At 40.5% G+C, this 18,476-nt stretch carries 14 protein-coding genes; 7 read left to right on the plus strand and 7 right to left on the minus strand.

Going from position 1 to position 18,476, the window contains the following annotated elements:
* Positions 1–29: 29 nt before the first annotated feature.
* On the minus strand, positions 30–806 hold the full coding sequence (locus tag ACNURT_RS13685; protein WP_090468029.1) for an SAM hydrolase/SAM-dependent halogenase family protein: 777 nt from the start codon (positions 804–806) through the stop codon (positions 30–32).
* Between the two features lie 100 nt (positions 807–906).
* Here ACNURT_RS13685 and ACNURT_RS13690 point away from each other — a divergent pair, with 100 nt between their 5' ends.
* From ACNURT_RS13690 to ACNURT_RS13705, 4 genes are all read left to right on the plus strand, one after another.
* Complete coding sequence (locus ACNURT_RS13690; RefSeq protein ID WP_166086964.1) at positions 907–1,866, plus strand: PhoH family protein; 960 nt, start codon at positions 907–909, stop codon at positions 1,864–1,866.
* 87 nt (positions 1,867–1,953) lie between these two features.
* Complete coding sequence (locus ACNURT_RS13695; protein WP_419698148.1) at positions 1,954–2,898, plus strand: phosphoribosylaminoimidazolesuccinocarboxamide synthase; 945 nt, start codon at positions 1,954–1,956, stop codon at positions 2,896–2,898.
* 53 nt (positions 2,899–2,951) lie between these two features.
* Positions 2,952–3,329 (plus strand): STAS domain-containing protein, encoded by a 378-nt coding sequence (locus tag ACNURT_RS13700; protein ID WP_076378832.1) that lies wholly within the window; start codon positions 2,952–2,954, stop codon positions 3,327–3,329.
* A 22-nt stretch (positions 3,330–3,351) separates the two neighbouring features.
* Positions 3,352–4,266, plus strand: coding sequence for a ribonuclease Z (locus tag ACNURT_RS13705; protein WP_419698149.1), 915 nt, complete (start codon positions 3,352–3,354; stop codon positions 4,264–4,266).
* 243 nt (positions 4,267–4,509) lie between these two features.
* Here ACNURT_RS13705 and ACNURT_RS13710 read toward each other — a convergent pair whose 3' ends face one another.
* Together ACNURT_RS13710 and ACNURT_RS13715 are read right to left on the minus strand one after the other, a co-directional pair.
* Positions 4,510–5,454 (minus strand): MlaD family protein, encoded by a 945-nt coding sequence (locus ACNURT_RS13710; protein WP_419698150.1) that lies wholly within the window; start codon positions 5,452–5,454, stop codon positions 4,510–4,512.
* An 84-nt stretch (positions 5,455–5,538) separates the two neighbouring features.
* On the minus strand, positions 5,539–6,450 hold the full coding sequence (locus tag ACNURT_RS13715; protein WP_370995699.1) for an N-acetylmuramoyl-L-alanine amidase family protein: 912 nt from the start codon (positions 6,448–6,450) through the stop codon (positions 5,539–5,541).
* Positions 6,451–6,502: 52 nt separating this feature from the next.
* Here ACNURT_RS13715 and ACNURT_RS13720 point away from each other — a divergent pair, with 52 nt between their 5' ends.
* The 3 genes from ACNURT_RS13720 to ACNURT_RS13730 are packed head-to-tail and all read left to right on the plus strand — an operon-like array spanning position 6,503 to position 12,007.
* On the plus strand, positions 6,503–9,226 hold the full coding sequence (locus ACNURT_RS13720; protein ID WP_419698151.1) for a putative LPS assembly protein LptD: 2,724 nt from the start codon (positions 6,503–6,505) through the stop codon (positions 9,224–9,226).
* A 5-nt stretch (positions 9,227–9,231) separates the two neighbouring features.
* Entirely contained in the window at positions 9,232–10,467 is a 1,236-nt protein-coding gene (locus ACNURT_RS13725) for a competence/damage-inducible protein A (RefSeq protein WP_419698152.1), read from the plus strand.
* Positions 10,468–10,522: 55 nt separating this feature from the next.
* On the plus strand, positions 10,523–12,007 hold the full coding sequence (locus ACNURT_RS13730; RefSeq protein WP_419698153.1) for a dihydrolipoamide acetyltransferase family protein: 1,485 nt from the start codon (positions 10,523–10,525) through the stop codon (positions 12,005–12,007).
* An 85-nt stretch (positions 12,008–12,092) separates the two neighbouring features.
* Here the strand turns inward: ACNURT_RS13730 and ACNURT_RS13735 are convergent, their stop codons facing one another.
* The 4 genes from ACNURT_RS13735 to argB all read right to left on the minus strand — a co-directional run bounded on the left by ACNURT_RS13735 (position 12,093) and on the right by argB (position 18,328).
* Positions 12,093–14,903: a prolyl oligopeptidase family serine peptidase gene (locus ACNURT_RS13735; protein WP_419698154.1), complete on the minus strand. Its 2,811-nt coding sequence runs from the start codon at positions 14,901–14,903 to the stop codon at positions 12,093–12,095.
* 202 nt (positions 14,904–15,105) lie between these two features.
* Positions 15,106–16,482 carry an aspartate kinase gene (locus ACNURT_RS13740; protein ID WP_419698155.1) on the minus strand — a complete coding sequence of 459 codons (1,377 nt, stop codon included), beginning with the start codon at positions 16,480–16,482 and terminating at the stop codon, positions 15,106–15,108.
* A 185-nt stretch (positions 16,483–16,667) separates the two neighbouring features.
* Positions 16,668–17,486 carry a pyrroline-5-carboxylate reductase gene (proC, locus tag ACNURT_RS13745; protein WP_370995693.1) on the minus strand — a complete coding sequence of 273 codons (819 nt, stop codon included), beginning with the start codon at positions 17,484–17,486 and terminating at the stop codon, positions 16,668–16,670.
* Positions 17,483–18,328: an acetylglutamate kinase gene (gene argB / locus ACNURT_RS13750; RefSeq protein ID WP_419698156.1), complete on the minus strand. Its 846-nt coding sequence runs from the start codon at positions 18,326–18,328 to the stop codon at positions 17,483–17,485. Before argB ends, proC begins: the two co-directional genes overlap by 4 nt.
* Positions 18,329–18,476 lie beyond the last annotated feature (148 nt).

The raw sequence follows: 18,476 nt of genomic DNA on the forward strand, positions 1-18,476 counted from the left end.
AACAAAATAATATAGTTGTCTTCATAGCATTATTGAAATTCAATAATCACCTTATCATTTAAATTTAAACCCAATAAACCACTGGCGTTGCCTTTATTAATAGCTATCTCCAGATGGTCGCTTATACCAAAAAGACATAGTTTTTCGCCAACGGGCACTTCATTATAATGCCAGCTCAGGTGGTTGATAGTTTCGTTCCGTTTAAAGTTCAACACGAATTTGCGCCCTTGCTGTACGCTATTGAAAAATTCCTTGGTAATGTTGGTTATCACATTTTGAAACGAATCGATATAGATAACCACACCTTTGATCAGGTTTTTTTCGATAACAGGTTGCAGGTTCATTTTATTTTCAATGTCCTGCACCGGAATACCTATCTCATTAAGCTTACCGCCTTTGGCCAGGTGGCACGCCGCTTTTACAAAAATATCCGCCAATGGGAAATGTAAAAATTTAAGATCCTGCATAATGTTTATCTCCACGATCTCCTCTGGTGTTTCTTTAAACATCAGCGAAAAAATACCGTTATCGGCACCAACAAAATAATGATTTTTATATCTTACAGCCAGAAATTTGGTGTGATCGTTATAAACTGTATCAATGCCAATGAGGTGTACGGTACCATCGGGGAAGTAGTAAAAACTGTTTTTTAGGATGAAGGCCGCCTGCTGTACATCAAAGGCGGCAACGTTATTGGTAATATCAACAATATTCACTGTAGGCAACAATTTGTAGATACTGCCTTTCAATGCAGCCTGGTAAATATCTTTATCGCCCAAATCAGTAGTTAATGTTATTATTGCCATTAATTTTATAATATTTATTGCTAATCTTGTAGTAGCATTTGAAGCTACAAATATTCAATTTTTAATTCATAAAAATCCGTAACTAAAAATCAAATTAGTATTGAACGAGCTAAAGCTATCTATTGAAAATGTAAATCCGGCAGTATTGTGGGGGCCAAATAATGATCATTTTGAGATCATTAAGAAACAATATCCTAAGCTTAAAATAGTTGCACGTGGCAGCGAAGTTAAAATTCTGGGTGATGATCACGAACTGAATATCTTTCAGGAAAAATTCGATCATCTGCTACAACATGTAGAGAAGTTCGAAAACCTGAATATTACCGACCTGGAACGTATCCTCGGTTCAAAAAATACAAACGCACCATCTGCTGATCCATCGGCTGATAAATTTGCCAGCGGCGAAGTGATTGTTTTTGGGCCAAACGGTGTAATGGTGAAGGCGCGCACAGCCAATCAGCGTAAAATGGTCGACTGTATTAATAAAAGCGATATACTTTTTGCCATAGGACCTGCAGGTACCGGTAAAACCTATACAGCAGTAGCTTTGGCGGTAAGGGCGCTTAAAAACAAGGAGATCAAAAGGATAATCTTAACCAGACCGGCGGTGGAAGCAGGAGAGAACCTCGGCTTTTTACCCGGCGACCTGAAAGAAAAGATAGATCCATACCTGCGACCTTTGTATGACGCGCTTGATGATATGATCCCTGCAGAGAAACTGAAGTTTTACCTGGAGAACCGTACTATTGAGATAGCACCATTAGCATTTATGCGTGGCCGTACATTGGATAATTGTTTTGTGATATTGGATGAGGCACAAAACGCCACCGACATGCAGCTCAAAATGTTTTTAACCCGCATGGGGCCATCGGCTAAGTTTATTGTAACCGGCGACGTTACCCAGATAGATTTACCAAAAAAACAGCAGTCGGGTTTACATACCGCCCTGCGCATATTAACAGATATAAAAGGAATTGAAATTGTTTACCTGAGCGGTGAAGACGTGGTGAGGCATAAACTGGTACGTAAAATACTGGAAGCTTACGGGGATATACAATAGGGAAAGTTCATGGTTCATGGTTGATGGTTCATAGTATTTTTGCAAATCATCCATGAACTATGAGCCATCAACCATGAACTAAAAAGAATGAACGCAATAAAAGAAACTCATTTTAACTTACCTGGCCAAACAAACTATTATAAAGGCAAGGTACGTGATGTTTATACTATCGATAATAAATACCTGGCCATGGTAGTTACCGACCGCATCTCGGCTTTTGATGTGGTATTACCAGAGCCTATTCCATACAAAGGACAAGTACTTAATCAAATAGCAGCCCGCTTTTTAGAAGCTACCGCTGATATTGTACCAAACTGGGTAATATCTGTGCCTGATCCGAGTGTTACCATTGGTCGTATCTGTGAACCTTTTAAGGTCGAGATGGTGATCCGCGGTTATTTGGCCGGTCATGCCTGGCGGGAATACAGTGCCGGTAAAAGACAAGTTTGCGGTGAAAGCTTACCCGAAGGTTTAAAGGAGAACGACATACTGCCCGAACCCATCATAACACCAACCACAAAAGCATCTGTTGGACATGATGAAGATATATCCAAAACCGAAATATTGAAACAAAATATAGTATCGGCAGATGATTATGCTAAACTGGAAGCCTATACCAAAGCGTTGTATAAACGCGGAACAGAAATAGCAGCCAAACAAGGCTTGATCCTGGTTGATACCAAATATGAATTTGGTAAGGTTGGAGATCAGATTTATCTGATTGACGAAATACATACGCCCGATTCATCGAGATATTTTTATAAAGAAGGTTATGAAGAGCGTCAGCAAAAAGGTGAGCCACAGAAACAGCTTTCGAAAGAGTTTGTTAGAAAATGGCTGATTGAGAACGGTTTCCAGGGGAAAGATGGTCAGGTAGTACCCGTTATGACCCCGGAAATTGTACAATCCATTTCTGAGCGTTATATAGAGTTATACGAGCAGATTATCGGTGAGCCTTTTGTAAAACCAGATAATGAAAGCGTGCTTAACCGGGTTGAAACCGGCATAAAAGCAGCCTTAACAAATTTGTAGTTTTTAATTACCCGTAAAATTATCATATCTTAGCTTTCTAATTATTAATAAGAATGAAATTTACTGTCGATAAGCACGAGAAATATATCTTAGTGAAACTTAATGAGTCAAAATTAAACTCATTGGTTACGCCTCAATTAAAGTCTGAGTTGATATTGATCAATACTGAAGGTCAGCGAAATATAATTCTTGATCTTTCACAGGTAAAATTTGCAGATTCTTCTGGTTTAAGCAGTCTACTGGTAGGTCACCGTTTATGTAAAAATGCTACCGGATTATTTATCCTGGCAGGCTTAAATGATGCGGTAGCCCGTTTGGTAACTATATCACAATTGGATAATGTACTGAACATTGTACCCACAGCCGAAGAAGGTATCGATCTTATTTTTATGGAAGAGATTGAAAAAGAGCTGAAAAAAGAAGCAAGATAAGCCTTATGATTGTTTACCCTATATGAAATTTGAGGTAACAATATTGGGGAGCAGCTCCGCGACACCCATTTTTAACAGAAATCCTACATCACAGGCGCTCAATATCAATGAGCGCCTATATTTAATTGATTGCGGCGAGGGTACCCAGCAGCAAATGCTGCGGTTTGATATTAAAGCCAGCCGTATAGATCATATTTTTATCAGTCATCTTCATGGCGATCATTATCTGGGACTAATAGGCTTATTATCGTCTATGCATCTTAACGGACGCAAAAAAGCGCTTTATCTTTTTGGCCCGGCTCCTTTGAAGGAAATTATTGATCTGCAGTTCAAATATTCGGAAACAACGCTGCAGTTTCCGTTAGAATTTACAGCCATTGACGCTCAAAAACCAGAAGTGATTATTAATAACAGTGATGTCATTGTAGAGACTATTCCGCTTGATCACCGTATTGCCTGTACTGGTTTCTTATTTAAAGAAAAGAAGCGTTTACGCAAGCTGATAAAGGAAAAACTGGAGGATCTGAATGTGCCTGTAGAGTACTATACAGCTTTAAAAAGGGGAAATGATTATATTTCGGCAAGTGGCGAGGTGTATAAGAATGATACTTTAACTATCGATTCTCAAACCCCGAAATCATATGCCTATTGTTCAGATACGTTGTATAACGAGCAGTATTTTGACCAGATCAGTAACGCTACGCTGCTTTATCACGAAGCCACATTTTTAAATGATATGCTTGACAGGGCAAATGACACACATCACACCACTGCATTGCAAGCCGGGAAGATTGCCTTAAAAATCAATGCCAAAAAACTGTTGATCGGTCATTTTTCTGCCCGATATAAAACCTTAAACGAGTTGCTCGATGAAGCCAGAAGTGTTTTTCCAGATACGGAATTAGCTATTGAGGGAAAAACATTCGCTATAGAATAGAATCAAGAGATTAGAGTCAAGAATCGAGACTGGCTATAACAAAAAAAGCAAACCAACATCGTTTGCTTTTTTTGTTGGAATGGTTTACACTGTAAACCCACTTTTCTGTGTTTTTTTATTTAAAATATTGATCGTCAAGTATATGAATAAATGTAAGCCATGAAAAGTGTAAACCATGTAAACCCACTTTTAGGTGAGTATTCGCAGTCTTGATTCTTGACTCTAATCTCTTGATTCTAAAAATCAGTCTTTTTTACCGCCAAAAACCGAGAAGCTTACATAGCGTTTTGGATGTGCTTTCAGATCAATAAACAGGTTATTGAGGTTATTGGATGCATCAGTAAGGTTTTTGTACATCTTATCGTCATTCATCAATAAGCCTAATGATCCCTGACCGTTGTTAATCTTGGCAATGGTTGCCTGCAGATCAGCCATGGCTTTATTGGCATTGTCTAAAGTTTGTTTAATGTTTGAGGCTGCTATATCATTGCTAACTTTTTCAAAGTTGGCAGTCACACCGTTCAAATGAGCGGTACTGGTTTTTAAACTGCCTGATACTACCTCGGCATTGGTCAAAATACCGTTGATATGTCCTGATTGAGAAGCTACCAGGTTATCGATCTTTTTAGTAGTACCCTCCAGGGTTTGCAATGAGTTAGCAATACTTACAAAGCTGCGATCCACATTTTTTTGAAAGTTCGGATTCAATATTTTATTGATAGCCGCCAATGAGGAATCCATTTTTGTTATTAGCATCTCGGCCTTTTTCTGGATCGGTTGCAAGCTTTCGGCCAGGCTTCCCTGTATGTCGGCTTTTAGCGTATCTTTATCTTCAGCAGCAACTTTACTGTTGCCCAACTCAAAAACAATGGCCTTACTGCCTAAAAGATCGGTACTTGATAATTTTGCCAGTGTATTATTAGGGATAACATAATCCGGATCGATCTTAAACTCTACGATGGTGTGGCCATCAGGCTGCAATTTCATGCTTGAAACGCGCCCTATCTGAAACCCGTTAACCAATACCGGTTTTGCTAAGGCAAGACCTTCCACACTTCTGTAAACCGCATAATATTTATTGGAGCCCGAAAAAACATCATTGCCGCGCAAAAAACTATATCCTAATATCAATATAGTAATGGCGATGGCTGTAAGGGCACCTATTTTTGTTTCGTTTGAGATTTTCATTAAGTAGTGGTTTTCAGGTTAAATTTCTTCTGTTTTGAATCGTTGATTATTTTGTTTTAATATAACAGGTAAAGCTAAGCTATATTACTTTGAAACCTGCTCAACCTCGTTTTTAAAATTTGTTAAAGCCCTTACAATAGAATTGACGATCGCGTTTTGCCCATCCTCCGAATTTAAATACGCCTCATCATCAGGGTTATTAATATATCCTGTTTCTACTAAAACAGATGGCATAGAACTATGACATAATACATAAATACTCTGGTCTCTTATGCCTTCACTTGGCCTGCCGTCTGTTTCAACAAACTCTTTATTAAGTAACGTTGCCAGATTTATACTTTGCTGCCTGAATTTTCTTTTATACTCGTTTGTTAAAATAATAGTTATTGGATCGTTAGGGTCTAAGGCTCCTCCATCAAGTTCAGATTCACCTTCAACCTGGTTCCTTTTGATCTCATTTTCTGCCTCTCTTGTGCGCTTTAATGCATAAACCAGTAACAGCACACCTTTACCTGAACGATCTGGGACCAAACTTGTTTTATAAACCGGTTTATGATGTTTGGTGCCTACTCTTCTGCTTACGCGTCTATCCGATAAAGAATTACAGTGTATCGAAATAAAAACATCTCCTTTATTCTCGTTGGCTATTTCAGCACGTCTTTCAAAAGAAACATCATCTTCAGTGCTGCGCGTGAGTACGGCTTTTACGCCTGCCATATCTTTTTCTACAGCTTTTTGCAATTTTAACGCAATTGCAAGCGTTACATTCCTTTCAGTAGAATATTCGCCTGATGCGCCATGTGAAAAGTGACCTACATTACTGGATGGTTTGCCTCCGTGACCGGCATCAACAATAATAGTTTTGATCTTGAAACCTGTGTTATTTATAACCGTATCTTTTTTTATGAAACCATAAGATGTGACCGGAAAATATGAAAGGAGTGCCAGCAATACCGATAAACTATAAATCAATCTTTTCAATGCCCTATTTTTCATTATTTTTGAACGCTGTTAACTTTATCTGCAAAAATACTATTCATAATCAATTTTGAAATCCACAACCTTCTTTTTTCTGCTTGCGATTATTTTAACGGTGAGTGTATTTTCTGCCGAAAGCAAAAATACATATAAAGGCTATAGCAGCAAACCTGTTAGAGATACTATTATTAAATTGGATACTATTAAGGACAAGAAACTGCTTAAAGGCAAAAAAAACACGCGTAACCCACCGCCCAAAAATACCCCTGCTACAAAAACTGATACTACACAAAAGAAGGGTGATATCGAATCCGAAATAAAAGCTGTTGCCGAAGACTCTACCCATGTAGACAATGAACATGATATTTTATATTTATATGGTCGTGCCCGCGTTACTTATGAAGATTTCGAACTTGATGCCGACTATATTCGCGTTGATCGGAAAAATCACGTGATGTTCGCCCGTGGGAGCATTGATCCGCGTACACATCGTTATATAGGCAGGCCAATATCGAAACAAAAGAGTGAGAAACCGGTATCTTCTGATTCGCTGCTGTTTAATTATGAAACCAAGAAGGGAAAACTATATAACCCGGCATCAGAACAGGAGGGGAATTTTATATCTGGTGGGCAGGCAAAAAAACTCAATGAAACCGAAGTTGCCTATCGCAATGTCATATTCAGTACTTGTGATCTCCCATACCCGGAAACCCATTTTGGTGTTGTGATAACCCGTGGTATTGGCGAAAAAAACAGGATCATATCCGGCCCTGCATATCTGGAGATAGAGGGGATACCTTTACCGCTGGCAATACCATTTGGCTTTTTTCCGAAACCCAACCAACGAACATCCGGTGTTATACTACCCACTTTTGGTGAAGATCAACAACTTGGATTTAAACTCTCCAATTTTGGATATTATTTAGGGTTTAACGACTATATAGATCTGACGACCACTGCTACTGTATACTCCAAAGGCTCATATGAATTAAATAGCGTTATGCGTTATTTAAAACGATATAAATATACCGGTAACCTGGCACTAAGCTTTGGATCGCACAATTATGGCCTGCCGGGTGATCCATCTACAAAAGACGTTCACATTGACTGGACACATTCCCAGGATCCGAACGCTAATCCCGGATCTACTTTTAGCGCATCGGTAAATGCCGGTACATCAGGGTTTTTCAGAAATACAAGGGGAACAGTCAACGTAAATACTATAGCTACAAGTAGTTTACGTTCGAGTATATCCTATGGCAAAACATGGGCGGGTACACCATTTAATTTAAGTGTGGGTTTGTCTCATAGCCAGCAGATAGACACAAAAACCATTACTATAGAATTACCAACGGTGGCCTTTGGTATGTCGTCTATAAACCCGTTTGATTCAAAGGATAGAGTTGGCGAGCAAAAATGGTATCAGAAAATTACCGTAAGCTACAACATGACAGCCACCAATAAAGTAAACAATATTCCGGAGGCTGAACTTTTTAAAAGCGAGACCCTTTCAAAGCGGCTGCAAAATGGTTTCCAGCATCAAATACCGGTGAGTTTGGGTCTTAACGTGCTGAAATACTTTCAGTTTAACAGCAGCATTAACTATACCGAGCGTTGGTATTTCCAAAGTATAACCAAAAGATTTGAACGCGGGAGTATCAGTAATTCCGATCAGTTGATCACGGACACTATCCCTGGTTTTAAGCGTGCCGGTGAATACAGTGTAAGTACAGGCCTATCTACCAAATTGTATGGGCAGATCAACTTTAAGCATGGTAATTTAAAGGCTATCCGGCATGTGATGACACCATCCATAAGCTTTGGTTACCGCCCGGATTTTTCTGATCCAAGTTTTGGATATTATAAAACTGCGGTAAGCAATGCTACCATACCGTATCCTTACTCATCACAAAAATATTCTATTTTTGACGGGGCGGTTTACGGGGGGCCTTCACCAGGCAAGCAAGCCGGGCTTAATTTTAGCTTAGATAATACCATTGAAGCCAAGGTAAAAGCGAAGAGTACGGATACATCCGGTACCGATCGAAAGATAACCATTTTGCAGGGTCTTTCGTTTTCAACCTTTTACAACTTTGCTGCCGATACCATGAAGCTTTCGCCGATTACGTTTTCGGGGCATACCGCTATTTTTAATCAAAAATTAAGTATTAGCTTTCAGGGCAGTTTTAATCCGTATGTGACGGTAGTTCGTGACTCTATTCAAAATAATAATATTGTAAGATATAGCCAGCCTATAAACCGCTATACCTGGCAAGATGGTAAGTTTCCGCAATTATCAAATGTAGGCATATCTATGAGTGGCAGTTTAAATTCAACAAAGGCGGCTGCACGCGGTACCCCAGGTGCGGTAAACGGCCTGGCTAACCTTACACCAACCCAATCCCAGCGTTTGGCCCTGGTGAACAGCGATCCAAATGCTTATGTCGATTTTAACGTGCCATGGAACATTAACTTTAATTACAGCTACAGTTATACCAACTCGTTAAACACGGTTAGTACGAGTAATACGGTACAGATAAGCGGGGATGTGAATGTTTCGCCTAAGTGGAAGGTGCAATATTCAACTAACTATGACATTAAAGCGGGGAAACTGGGAAGCGCCACGTCGTTTTCTATTTATCGCGACCTGCACTGCTGGGATCTTTCCATTCAATGGATTCCTTTTGGTTATTTGAAATCATATAATGTTACCCTGAAGGTAAAATCGACTATATTGCAGGATCTGAAACTGAGTAAGCGAAATGATTATACCAATAGTGGAACTTTTTATTAATTGAAATGCTGGCAGAAATTATAACTATAGGCGACGAAATACTTATAGGCCAAATTGTTGATACCAATTCAGCCTGGATGGCTACCGAATTAAATCAAATTGGTGTACGGGTAAAGCAAATATCTTCGGTATCTGATGATCGGGAACATATTTTGAAAGCTTTGACTGAGGCTGCTAACCGTGTGGATATTGTTTTTATCACCGGAGGCCTTGGGCCAACCAAGGATGATATTACCAAAAAAACATTAGCAGAATATTTTAATGTTGAACTGGTTGAAGATACCGATACGCTTGAACATGTAAAGGGGATTTTTGCCCGTTTTAATCGTCCTTTGCTTGAGGTTAATCGTTTACAGGCTTCTGTACCTGCTAATTGTAAAGTGATCTTTAATCAAAACGGTACAGCGCCAGGTATGTGGTTTTATGAAAATAACGTCACCTATATATCTATGCCGGGAGTGCCTTTCGAGATGATGTATATGATGACCGAACAGGTGCTGCCTCAAATTAAAGAGCAATTTAAGCTGCCTGTTATTATTCATAAAACCATTTTGACCGTTGGCGAAGGTGAGTCTTTTTTGGCGGAACGCATAGCTGATATCGAAGACGATCTTCCTGCACATATCAAATTGGCTTATTTGCCCAAATTGGGAATGGTACGTTTACGTTTAAGCGCGTTTGGTGAACATGAAGCGGATTTGCAGGAGCAAGTTGATCAATTTGCCAAAAGAATAATTGAAAGGATAGGAGCAGTTTTTGTAATAGATGAAGATATAGCCCTTGAAAAAGCTATACTGGATAAAATGGAGGCACAGGGTTTTACTTTATCTGTAGCCGAAAGTTGCACTGGCGGTTATCTGTCTCATTTATTTACCCAGCATCCAGGTTCTTCAACAGTGTTTTTAGGTGGCGGAGTAACTTATGCTTATGAATTAAAGGAGAGTGTTTTGGGGGTAAAACACCAAACACTACTGGATTTTGGAGCTGTAAGTGAACAAACTGTAAAAGAAATGGTGGAGGGCGCTTTGAAAAATTTTAAATCGGATTTTGCCATAGCTATAACCGGTATTGCCGGCCCTGATGGAGGTACTGAAACTAAACCTGTTGGTATTGTGTGGATTGCAGTTGCTAACAAGCAAAAAATGTTAATAAAGAAATACACATTCGGTAATAAACGTCGTCAAAACATTGAAAGGAGCGCGGTAGCTGCATTATCAATGTTGAATACTTTACTCACATAAATTGTAAAGTACTGATCGAAATTCCTAATTTTGGGAGAGAAACTATAATTTTAGAATGGCCAAATACCAACTATTATTGCCAAAAATGGGTGAGAGTGTTGCAGAAGCAACTATAATTAAATGGACAAAAAATCCAGGAGATCATATAGACGCAGATGAAGCAGTAATGGAGATAGCAACAGATAAAGTTGATTCTGATGTTCCATCTCCCGTGGCTGGTAAACTTGTAGAACAGCTTTACAAAGAGAACGATGTTGTTCAGGTAGGATCGGTTATCGCTATTATTGAAACCGGTGAACCTGATTCAAACGAAGCCGAAACACCAGCAGCTGTACAACCTGTAGAAGAACAAAAAGCAGCGGAAGAACCGGCTCATATACTAACACCAGATCCTGTTGCAGAAACAGTGCAAAATGAAGAGTCATCTATTTCGCCTGAATCCATAGCAATACCAGGCCTGGATCAACTGGAGAAAAAGAATATTTCTGCTGATGCCCCTGCATTTAAAAGTGAAGGACGTTTTTACTCACCATTAGTACGAAACATAGCCAGTCAGGAGGGAATCAGTACCGACGAACTGGATAAGATACCTGGAAGTGGTTCCGATGGACGCTTGACTAAAGATGATCTTTTAAGCTATCTTCAACATAAACAGAAGCCAGCTGCTGCTCAAAAAACAGAAGAGCCGATACAGCACCAAGCTCCGGTATCATTTAATGCTCCTGTCACTGCTTCTACAGGTACTTATACATCTCCTCCGGTTGTAGCTCCAATTGCTGAACCAGCTAAAGCGGAAGAAGCGCCGCCAAAGCCCGCTGCTTCAGTATCCGGTGCTGATGAAGTTATTGAAATGGACAGAATGCGTCGTTTAATAGCCGATCATATGGTGATGAGCAAGCAAACCTCGCCACACGTTACTTCATTTGTAGAGGCGGATGTGACCAACCTGGTATTATGGCGCGAGAAGGTGAAGAGCAGCTTTGAAAAACGCGAAGGCGAGAAAATAACCTTCACACCGATATTTATCGAGGCCGTTGTAAAAGCTATCAAAGATTTTCCGATGATCAATATTACTGTAAACGGTACCCAGATCATTAAAAAAGCAGCTATTAACATTAGCATGGCTACCGCTTTACCCAGCGGTAACCTGATAGTTCCTGTGATTAAAAAAGCCGATGAATTAAATTTATTGGGAATTACGAAAGCGGTAAACGATCTGGCCAACAGGGCCCGTATTGGCAAGTTGCAACCCGATGATGTAAAGGATGGTACATTTACCATTACTAACGTTGGTTCATTTGGTAATGTAATGGGTACGCCTATTATTAATCAGCCGCAGGTAGCTATCCTCGCTGTCGGTGCTATCCGGAAAAAACCTGCGGTAATTGAAACAAAAGAGGGTGATATGATCGCTATACGTCACATGATGTTCCTGTCATTGTCGTATGATCACCGCGTGGTTGATGGCGCTTTAGGCGGATCATTTGTGCGCCGCGTTGCCGATTACCTGGAACAGTGGGATCCAAACAGAGCAATATAATTTAACTCATACATTATAACAAAGAAGCCGGGCAGTACCCGGCTTCTTTGTTTTGGTTAAGATTCGATTTATTCAGCGTATATATTTACTTTATCAATTCAAAACCCCAGTCTTTTCCTTTGTCAACGGCGGGCACCCCTTTAGCCATCCAAACGGGCATTGGTGCGCCTTTTAAAAAGTGGTCAAAAAACTGTTGCTCACGTATGGTAATATCCTTGCGATTTTGTCTTAGCACCAGGTTATGTGCTTCGCCATTGTATTGCAAAAGCCAAACCGGTTTACCCAGGCGGCGCAAAGCGGTAAACATTTCTATACCCTGGTACCATGGCACAGCGCCATCGGCATCATTGCTCATGATCATTACCGGTGTTTGTACTTTAGGCAGCTGAAATAAAGGTGAGTTTTCTATATACAGCTCTGGTTTTTCCCATAAAGTCGCGCCAATACGGCTTTGTGTTTTTTCATATTGAAACTGCCTGTTTAAACCCGATTCCCAGCGGATACCACCATAAGCCGATGTCATGTTGGCTACTGGTGCACCCGCCCAGGCGGCAGCATACATATTGGTTTGTGTTATCAGATAAGCCACCTGGTAACCTCCCCAGCTTTGTCCCTGAATGCCGATGTGGGCTGCATCAACCCATGAGTTCTTTTTAAGCGATTCTACACCCGAATTGATATATTCAACCGAAGAGGCACCCGGATGCCCGGTTTGATAGCTGATGTCTGGTGCAAAAACCAAATAGCCATTGCTTACAAAAAATGATATAGGCAAACGGGAAGGAGTGGGAGCCGGAGCGATGTAATTAAAAAGCCCTTCGGATAGTTTTTCATAAAAGTACACGATCATCGGATATTTTTTAGCCGGGTCAAAATCTTCTGGTTTATACAAAATACCTTCTGAATGATAGCCTTTAGGGGTTGTCCATTTTACCAGCGAGGCTGTTCCCCAGTTGTATTCGGCTTGCTGAGGATTGATATCGCTTAGTTTAGTCTCTTTCTTCAGATCAGTTGATACATACAGATCGGGAGGCAACTCATAGCTACCTTTAGTATAAATGTAGGTGTTGGCATTTTTAGCTTTTAACAGATCACCATAGCTCATTGGTATCATATTTACTTTTTCCGGAACTGAACTGCTCTCCGGATACTTGGTGTAATACCCCCATTGCTTATTTACCTCATTTTGTACTTGTAACCACATTTGCTGTTTTAGCGGAATAAACTTCTGTTCCGGATCAGTAATATCATAACGGATGATAAATTTGTTCTTGCGGCCTATGTCATTGGTAAAGTTGGTAACAGCACCTGTGGCCGGATCGATCTTCCAGATATCATAGCGGTCGTATATTAAAACTGCCTTGTCGCCTTGTAGCCAGCCTGCAAGTCCATAATCAGGGGCAAAATCCGGAACATCATTCAGCTCGTCGCCCATTTTAGTTCCGATAGTAGCTGTAAGATTGCTTTTTTGACCATTGGCAATAGTATAGCAGAACCAGTTTTGCTGTTCCATATCAAACCAGATCACATATTTACCGTCGGGGGATATGCGGTACCTTGCCCTCGAGCTCGCGTTGATAAGGCGCTTATTACCACTTTTGGTATCGATAAGAATTGCCTGTTGTTTGGTGCCGCCCTGCCATTGTGCTTGTATACGGACTCCTGTATCAGTTACTCCTAAAACGTAACGGGCATCTTTATTTTCAGCAACTAATACTTCCTGTATAGCCTTACTGCCCAATTGTAATGGTTTCGGTTCAATTTCATTCGGTTTTATAACGGCCAGGTAACTACGTTTTAATTCCGTTTGCAGGTTTTTTAGCTGCTGTGGCTGCAGATAATCATCTTTGTAATTCCAGATATCCAGTTTGGCTACCTCAAAATCAACAATGGTGGTATCGGCAGGTTTGGGGATAGGAGCGGTTCCAAAAAATAGGTTGCCGCCACTTTTGCTGAAATAAACTTTACCATCACCGCTTACTGCCCAACGCTCCGGAATACCTTTTGATCCGGCTTCTGCTATAATCACCGCGCTGTCGCGGCTATTGGTATAATAATAAAGTTTAAAAGGCTTAACCAGCGCTTTTTCAGGGTTCTTCTCTGCTGTGAAAGCCAGTTGTTTACCGTCATCGTCGATGGTGATATTGCGGTAATTGCCGCGACCGGTACTGATAGTCTTGACAATGTTTTTATCAATATCATAAACGTACATGCCCGGTTTGACGTCTTTTTGCTTTGTTGGAGCTGTCACGGCAAACGCTAATAACTTTCCGTTTTTACTCAACTGATAATCGGTAGCGTATTTGAATGTGCGGGTTGTGTTTGTACCTAATCTGCTTACAGTTAAGTTGGAACCCTCATGTGTTGTGGGAGCTATGGTTGCGCTTACAGCTTTTTTTGAAGTATCATTAGGTAGTGTTTTTTTTATGGTATCAGCAGCGGCCAGGTAGGCTACAACAGGTGCATTCGCTGAGAGTTTGAACGACCGGATAGCGGGCACTTTTGTAACGGATTGTGAGCCGAGCGTAATGATGCCCAGCGTATCTTTGGGGAAATCGGCCTGTTTTTTCTTTTTAATTTTGGCTTCACGAATGGCTTTATAAAAAGGCCTGATCAGGAACGTAACAAATTTGGAGTCGTTACTGAAACTGGCAGTATCAGCACGGGGGATCCTTACTTTAGTAGTATTAGTGGCATTGGTAATCACCAGCTCAGCATCTCCTTGCTGTGGTTTTACTACATAAAATATCCATTTACCATTATTGCTGATGTGTTGATTGCTGATACTTTGCCATCCGTCAAAAACGGTATTGTCTAAAGGTTTTTTGGCTGTTTTTTGAGCGGATACATTAAGAAAAATGAAAATCGAAAATAGCAGGAGTAGGGTTTTGTGCATAAGTAACTTAAGTAAGAGTTAAATATGCTAAAAACAGGGCATTTATAAAAATTAAGCCACAGGAAAGTTACAATAAAGCTGAAAGCTCAAAGCGTAAAGCGATAGACAATTGTCCCCTCCGGGCCACTTTCAGGAGTTCCGGTGAGTGATAAGGCCAATATCTCAGCGTTCCATGCGAGAGACCTGAGGGAACTGTGAAAAATTAGATCATCGCCTTATTCAAGGCTTTAATGGCTTCCTTAAAATCTTCACGGGCTATCAGAAACTGGATGTTAACCTTGCGTAGGGCGAAACCGCAGCTTTTGATATTGATACCTTTTTGAGCCAGCGCTGTTGCTGATTTAGCCAGCAAACCGGGTTGATCCATATTGGAGCCTATAAGACAAACCATCGCCATTTTTTCTACGGTTACTTTCTCATAATCGTTTTCAAGCTCTTGAATCAGCTTTTTATTAAAATCCTTATCCCATATCACAATCGAGATACTATTGGCGCTGGTGGCCTTAAAAGTATAGCTCACGCCGAATTTATAGAACAACTGCATGATATGGAAATCAGTGCCTACGTTACCTACCATGGATGGATCGTAAATGTCGATCATCATCACACGTTCTGTGCCTGTAATCACCTCAACCCGTTTTTTGTCGCAGATGTATTCGCGGGTTATCAATGTACCCGGGTGCTCCGGCTGAAAGGTGTTTTTGATACGCAGATCGATATCATGTATCTCCAATGGTTTTGATGCCTTGGGATGGATAGCTTCCATGCCTACATCCGCCAGCTGATCGGCCACATCATAATTGGTATTACCTACCGGGAAGCAGTTTTCGACACCAACCAATTCCGGATCGGCTGTGCACAAATGATATTCTTTATGGATGATGGCTTCCTCTGGTTTAACGGCTACCGCTATTTTACTAAAAGTAACCTCTGAGTAACCCCGGTCAAATTCCCGCATGATACCTTCAGTACCTTTGGTATAGCCGGTTACAATAGTTATAGTGTTCTCAAAATCAATATGCTGCAGATCTTTCTTAATGCGTTGATCGATGGTGAAGGAGCGATGGTCATGAAAGCCGCTCAGGTCAACAAACGTAGCATTGATACCCATGTTTTGCAGGATATTGGTAAAGTTAAAAGCTGAATGGCTTTCGCCGATAGATGCCAGGATCTCGCGGGCGGCCAGCAAAACATCGTCTTTATTTACATAACCCGAAGCCAGGATATTAGCTATGTTTTCCAGATAGGTTTGTGCATCCTTAAGGCGTTGCTCAATAAATTTATCGGCCTCGGCGATATTCAGTCCCAGGCTCTCATAGCTTTTATTAATCTGTTTCAGTTTTACGATAAGCGCTTTAAGTGGCTTGTGAAAATCTTTATAAGTAGCCAATTTGTGATAAACACCCGGCGCACCGGTTTTTTTGTTTTCGAGCAGGAGATTGGTTACCCCCGAAAAGGCTGATACAACAAATATGCGGTTATACAATTGCTGTCCGGGACGTTCAAATAGGATGATGTTTTTGATCACATCATTTAAGGCGGTCATAGAAGTGCCGCCGATTTTTTCGACTGTTAACATTTTTAAAAATAAACACTTTTAGCGCACGAGTGCCAAAACTGTACCATCCATAAAATAATGGCTTTTTAGTTTGATATGGCGCGTTTAAGAAATTGGCTTTTAGGTTATTATATTTATGTAAGCTATTTAAGCAGGTATATCAATATGATATACCTGTTATCAAAATAAAATATGTTTTATGAGTGCTATTCATCCTTCTTGTAAAGATCGCCAGCTTTTTCGGCTGAGAGTTTAATACCCTTGATCATGGCCGAACTGAAGCCATTATGCTCCATTTCATTTAAACCAGCAATGGTACATCCGCTTGGAGAGGTTACTTTATCAATTTCCTGCTCGGGGTGGGAAGCCAATTGCAGCAGCAGATCGGCAGCGCCTTTGGCGGTCTGAGCTGCCATTTTTAAGGCGTCATGAGCATGGAAACCTATCTCGGTACCGCCTTGCGAGGCCGCACGGATAGAGCGCAGGAAGAACGCTATACCACAGGCGCAGAGTGCGGTTGCTGATGTCATGAGCTCTTCATTGATCTGGATACTCATGCCCACCGTATCAAAAAGGGATTTTACCAGGTTTATATTTTTATTGGTGCCGTTATCCGTAGCAATGCAGGTCATAGAATGGCCAATAGCGATAGCCGTATTAGGCATTGCCCTGATTACCTGTACATTCAGATCAAGCTGCTGGCGGATATCGTTACAAGTAACTCCGGATATTACAGAGATGATCAACTGCTTTTCGGCTTTTATAACGGGCCTTATTTCATCCAGCAGTTTATTGAGCTGTTGAGGTAATACCGCTAAAACAATAATATCGGCTTTTTTAACGGCCTTGGAATTATTATCGGTAGTGTGGTACCCTAATTGGGTGTACTCTGCCAGGGCCGATACATTCCGGCGTGTGAGGGAAATTTGCTGGGGCTTGCAAATATTTGCTTTTACCAACCCTTTGGCTAATGACAGCCCGATGTTACCAGAGCCTAAAATGGCTAAATGCTGTGATGAATTCATGCGCTTTTACTTAAACGTGTTCCAAATGGTTTATTTTCTTTTAATTGTCCCAGGTCGTCTGATTTGCCTATGATCACTGCCTTTACGCCACATGCAATGGCGGTAAAAGCATTATCAAGCTTAGGCAACATGCCGCTATGTATAATGCGCTGGATCTTTAGTTCTTCATAACGTACCGGGTCGATCTCTCTGATCAGTGAGTCCTCATCGTTAATATCCTGAAGCACACCCTTTTTCTCAAAGCAATAAATAAGCGTGGTTTCATACAATGATGATAATGACACGGCCAATGCCGAGGCAATAGTATCCGCATTAGTATTTAATAATTGTCCCTCACCATCATGCGTCAATGCGCAAAAAACCGGGGTGAAGCCCGCCTGCATCAAACGACTTATATTTTCTGGGTTGATGGAGTTTTCATCAATATCGCCAACAAAGCCATAATCAATAGTTTTTACCGGGCGTTTTTTAGCCCGGATAAAATTGCCATCGGCCCCGGTAAGGCCAATAGCGTTATTACCAAAACGCTGTAATTGCGCCACTATGTTTTTATTGATGAGGCCACCATATACCATGGTTACCACTCTTAGTGTTTCAATATCGGTAATGCGCCTGCCATCAACCATCTTTGCTTCGATGCCTAATTCTTCGGCAATTTGAGTGGCAACCTTACCACCGCCGTGTACTAATATTTTAAAACCATTCAGTCCTTCAAAATCTTTTAGAAAATGATACAGGTTTTCCGAGTTATCAATTACGTTTCCTCCGATTTTTATGATATACAAGCGTTTATTTTCTTGTAACTGTGTAGAATTTGCTGAATCCGTATCAGTTTTACCCATTATTAATAGTAATATAGCCGTCTTGATGTTAATTTCCTATTAAATTAAACAGGAATCTGCTAAAAATATGAATTTATAGTGTATTTTATTCAAAAAATGTTAAAAAATGATTAAAGTATTATCTGCGCAACTTTACAATTTGATTATG

Source organism: Mucilaginibacter sp. NFX135, assembly GCF_048565145.1.
Lineage (GTDB): Bacteria > Bacteroidota > Bacteroidia > Sphingobacteriales > Sphingobacteriaceae > Mucilaginibacter.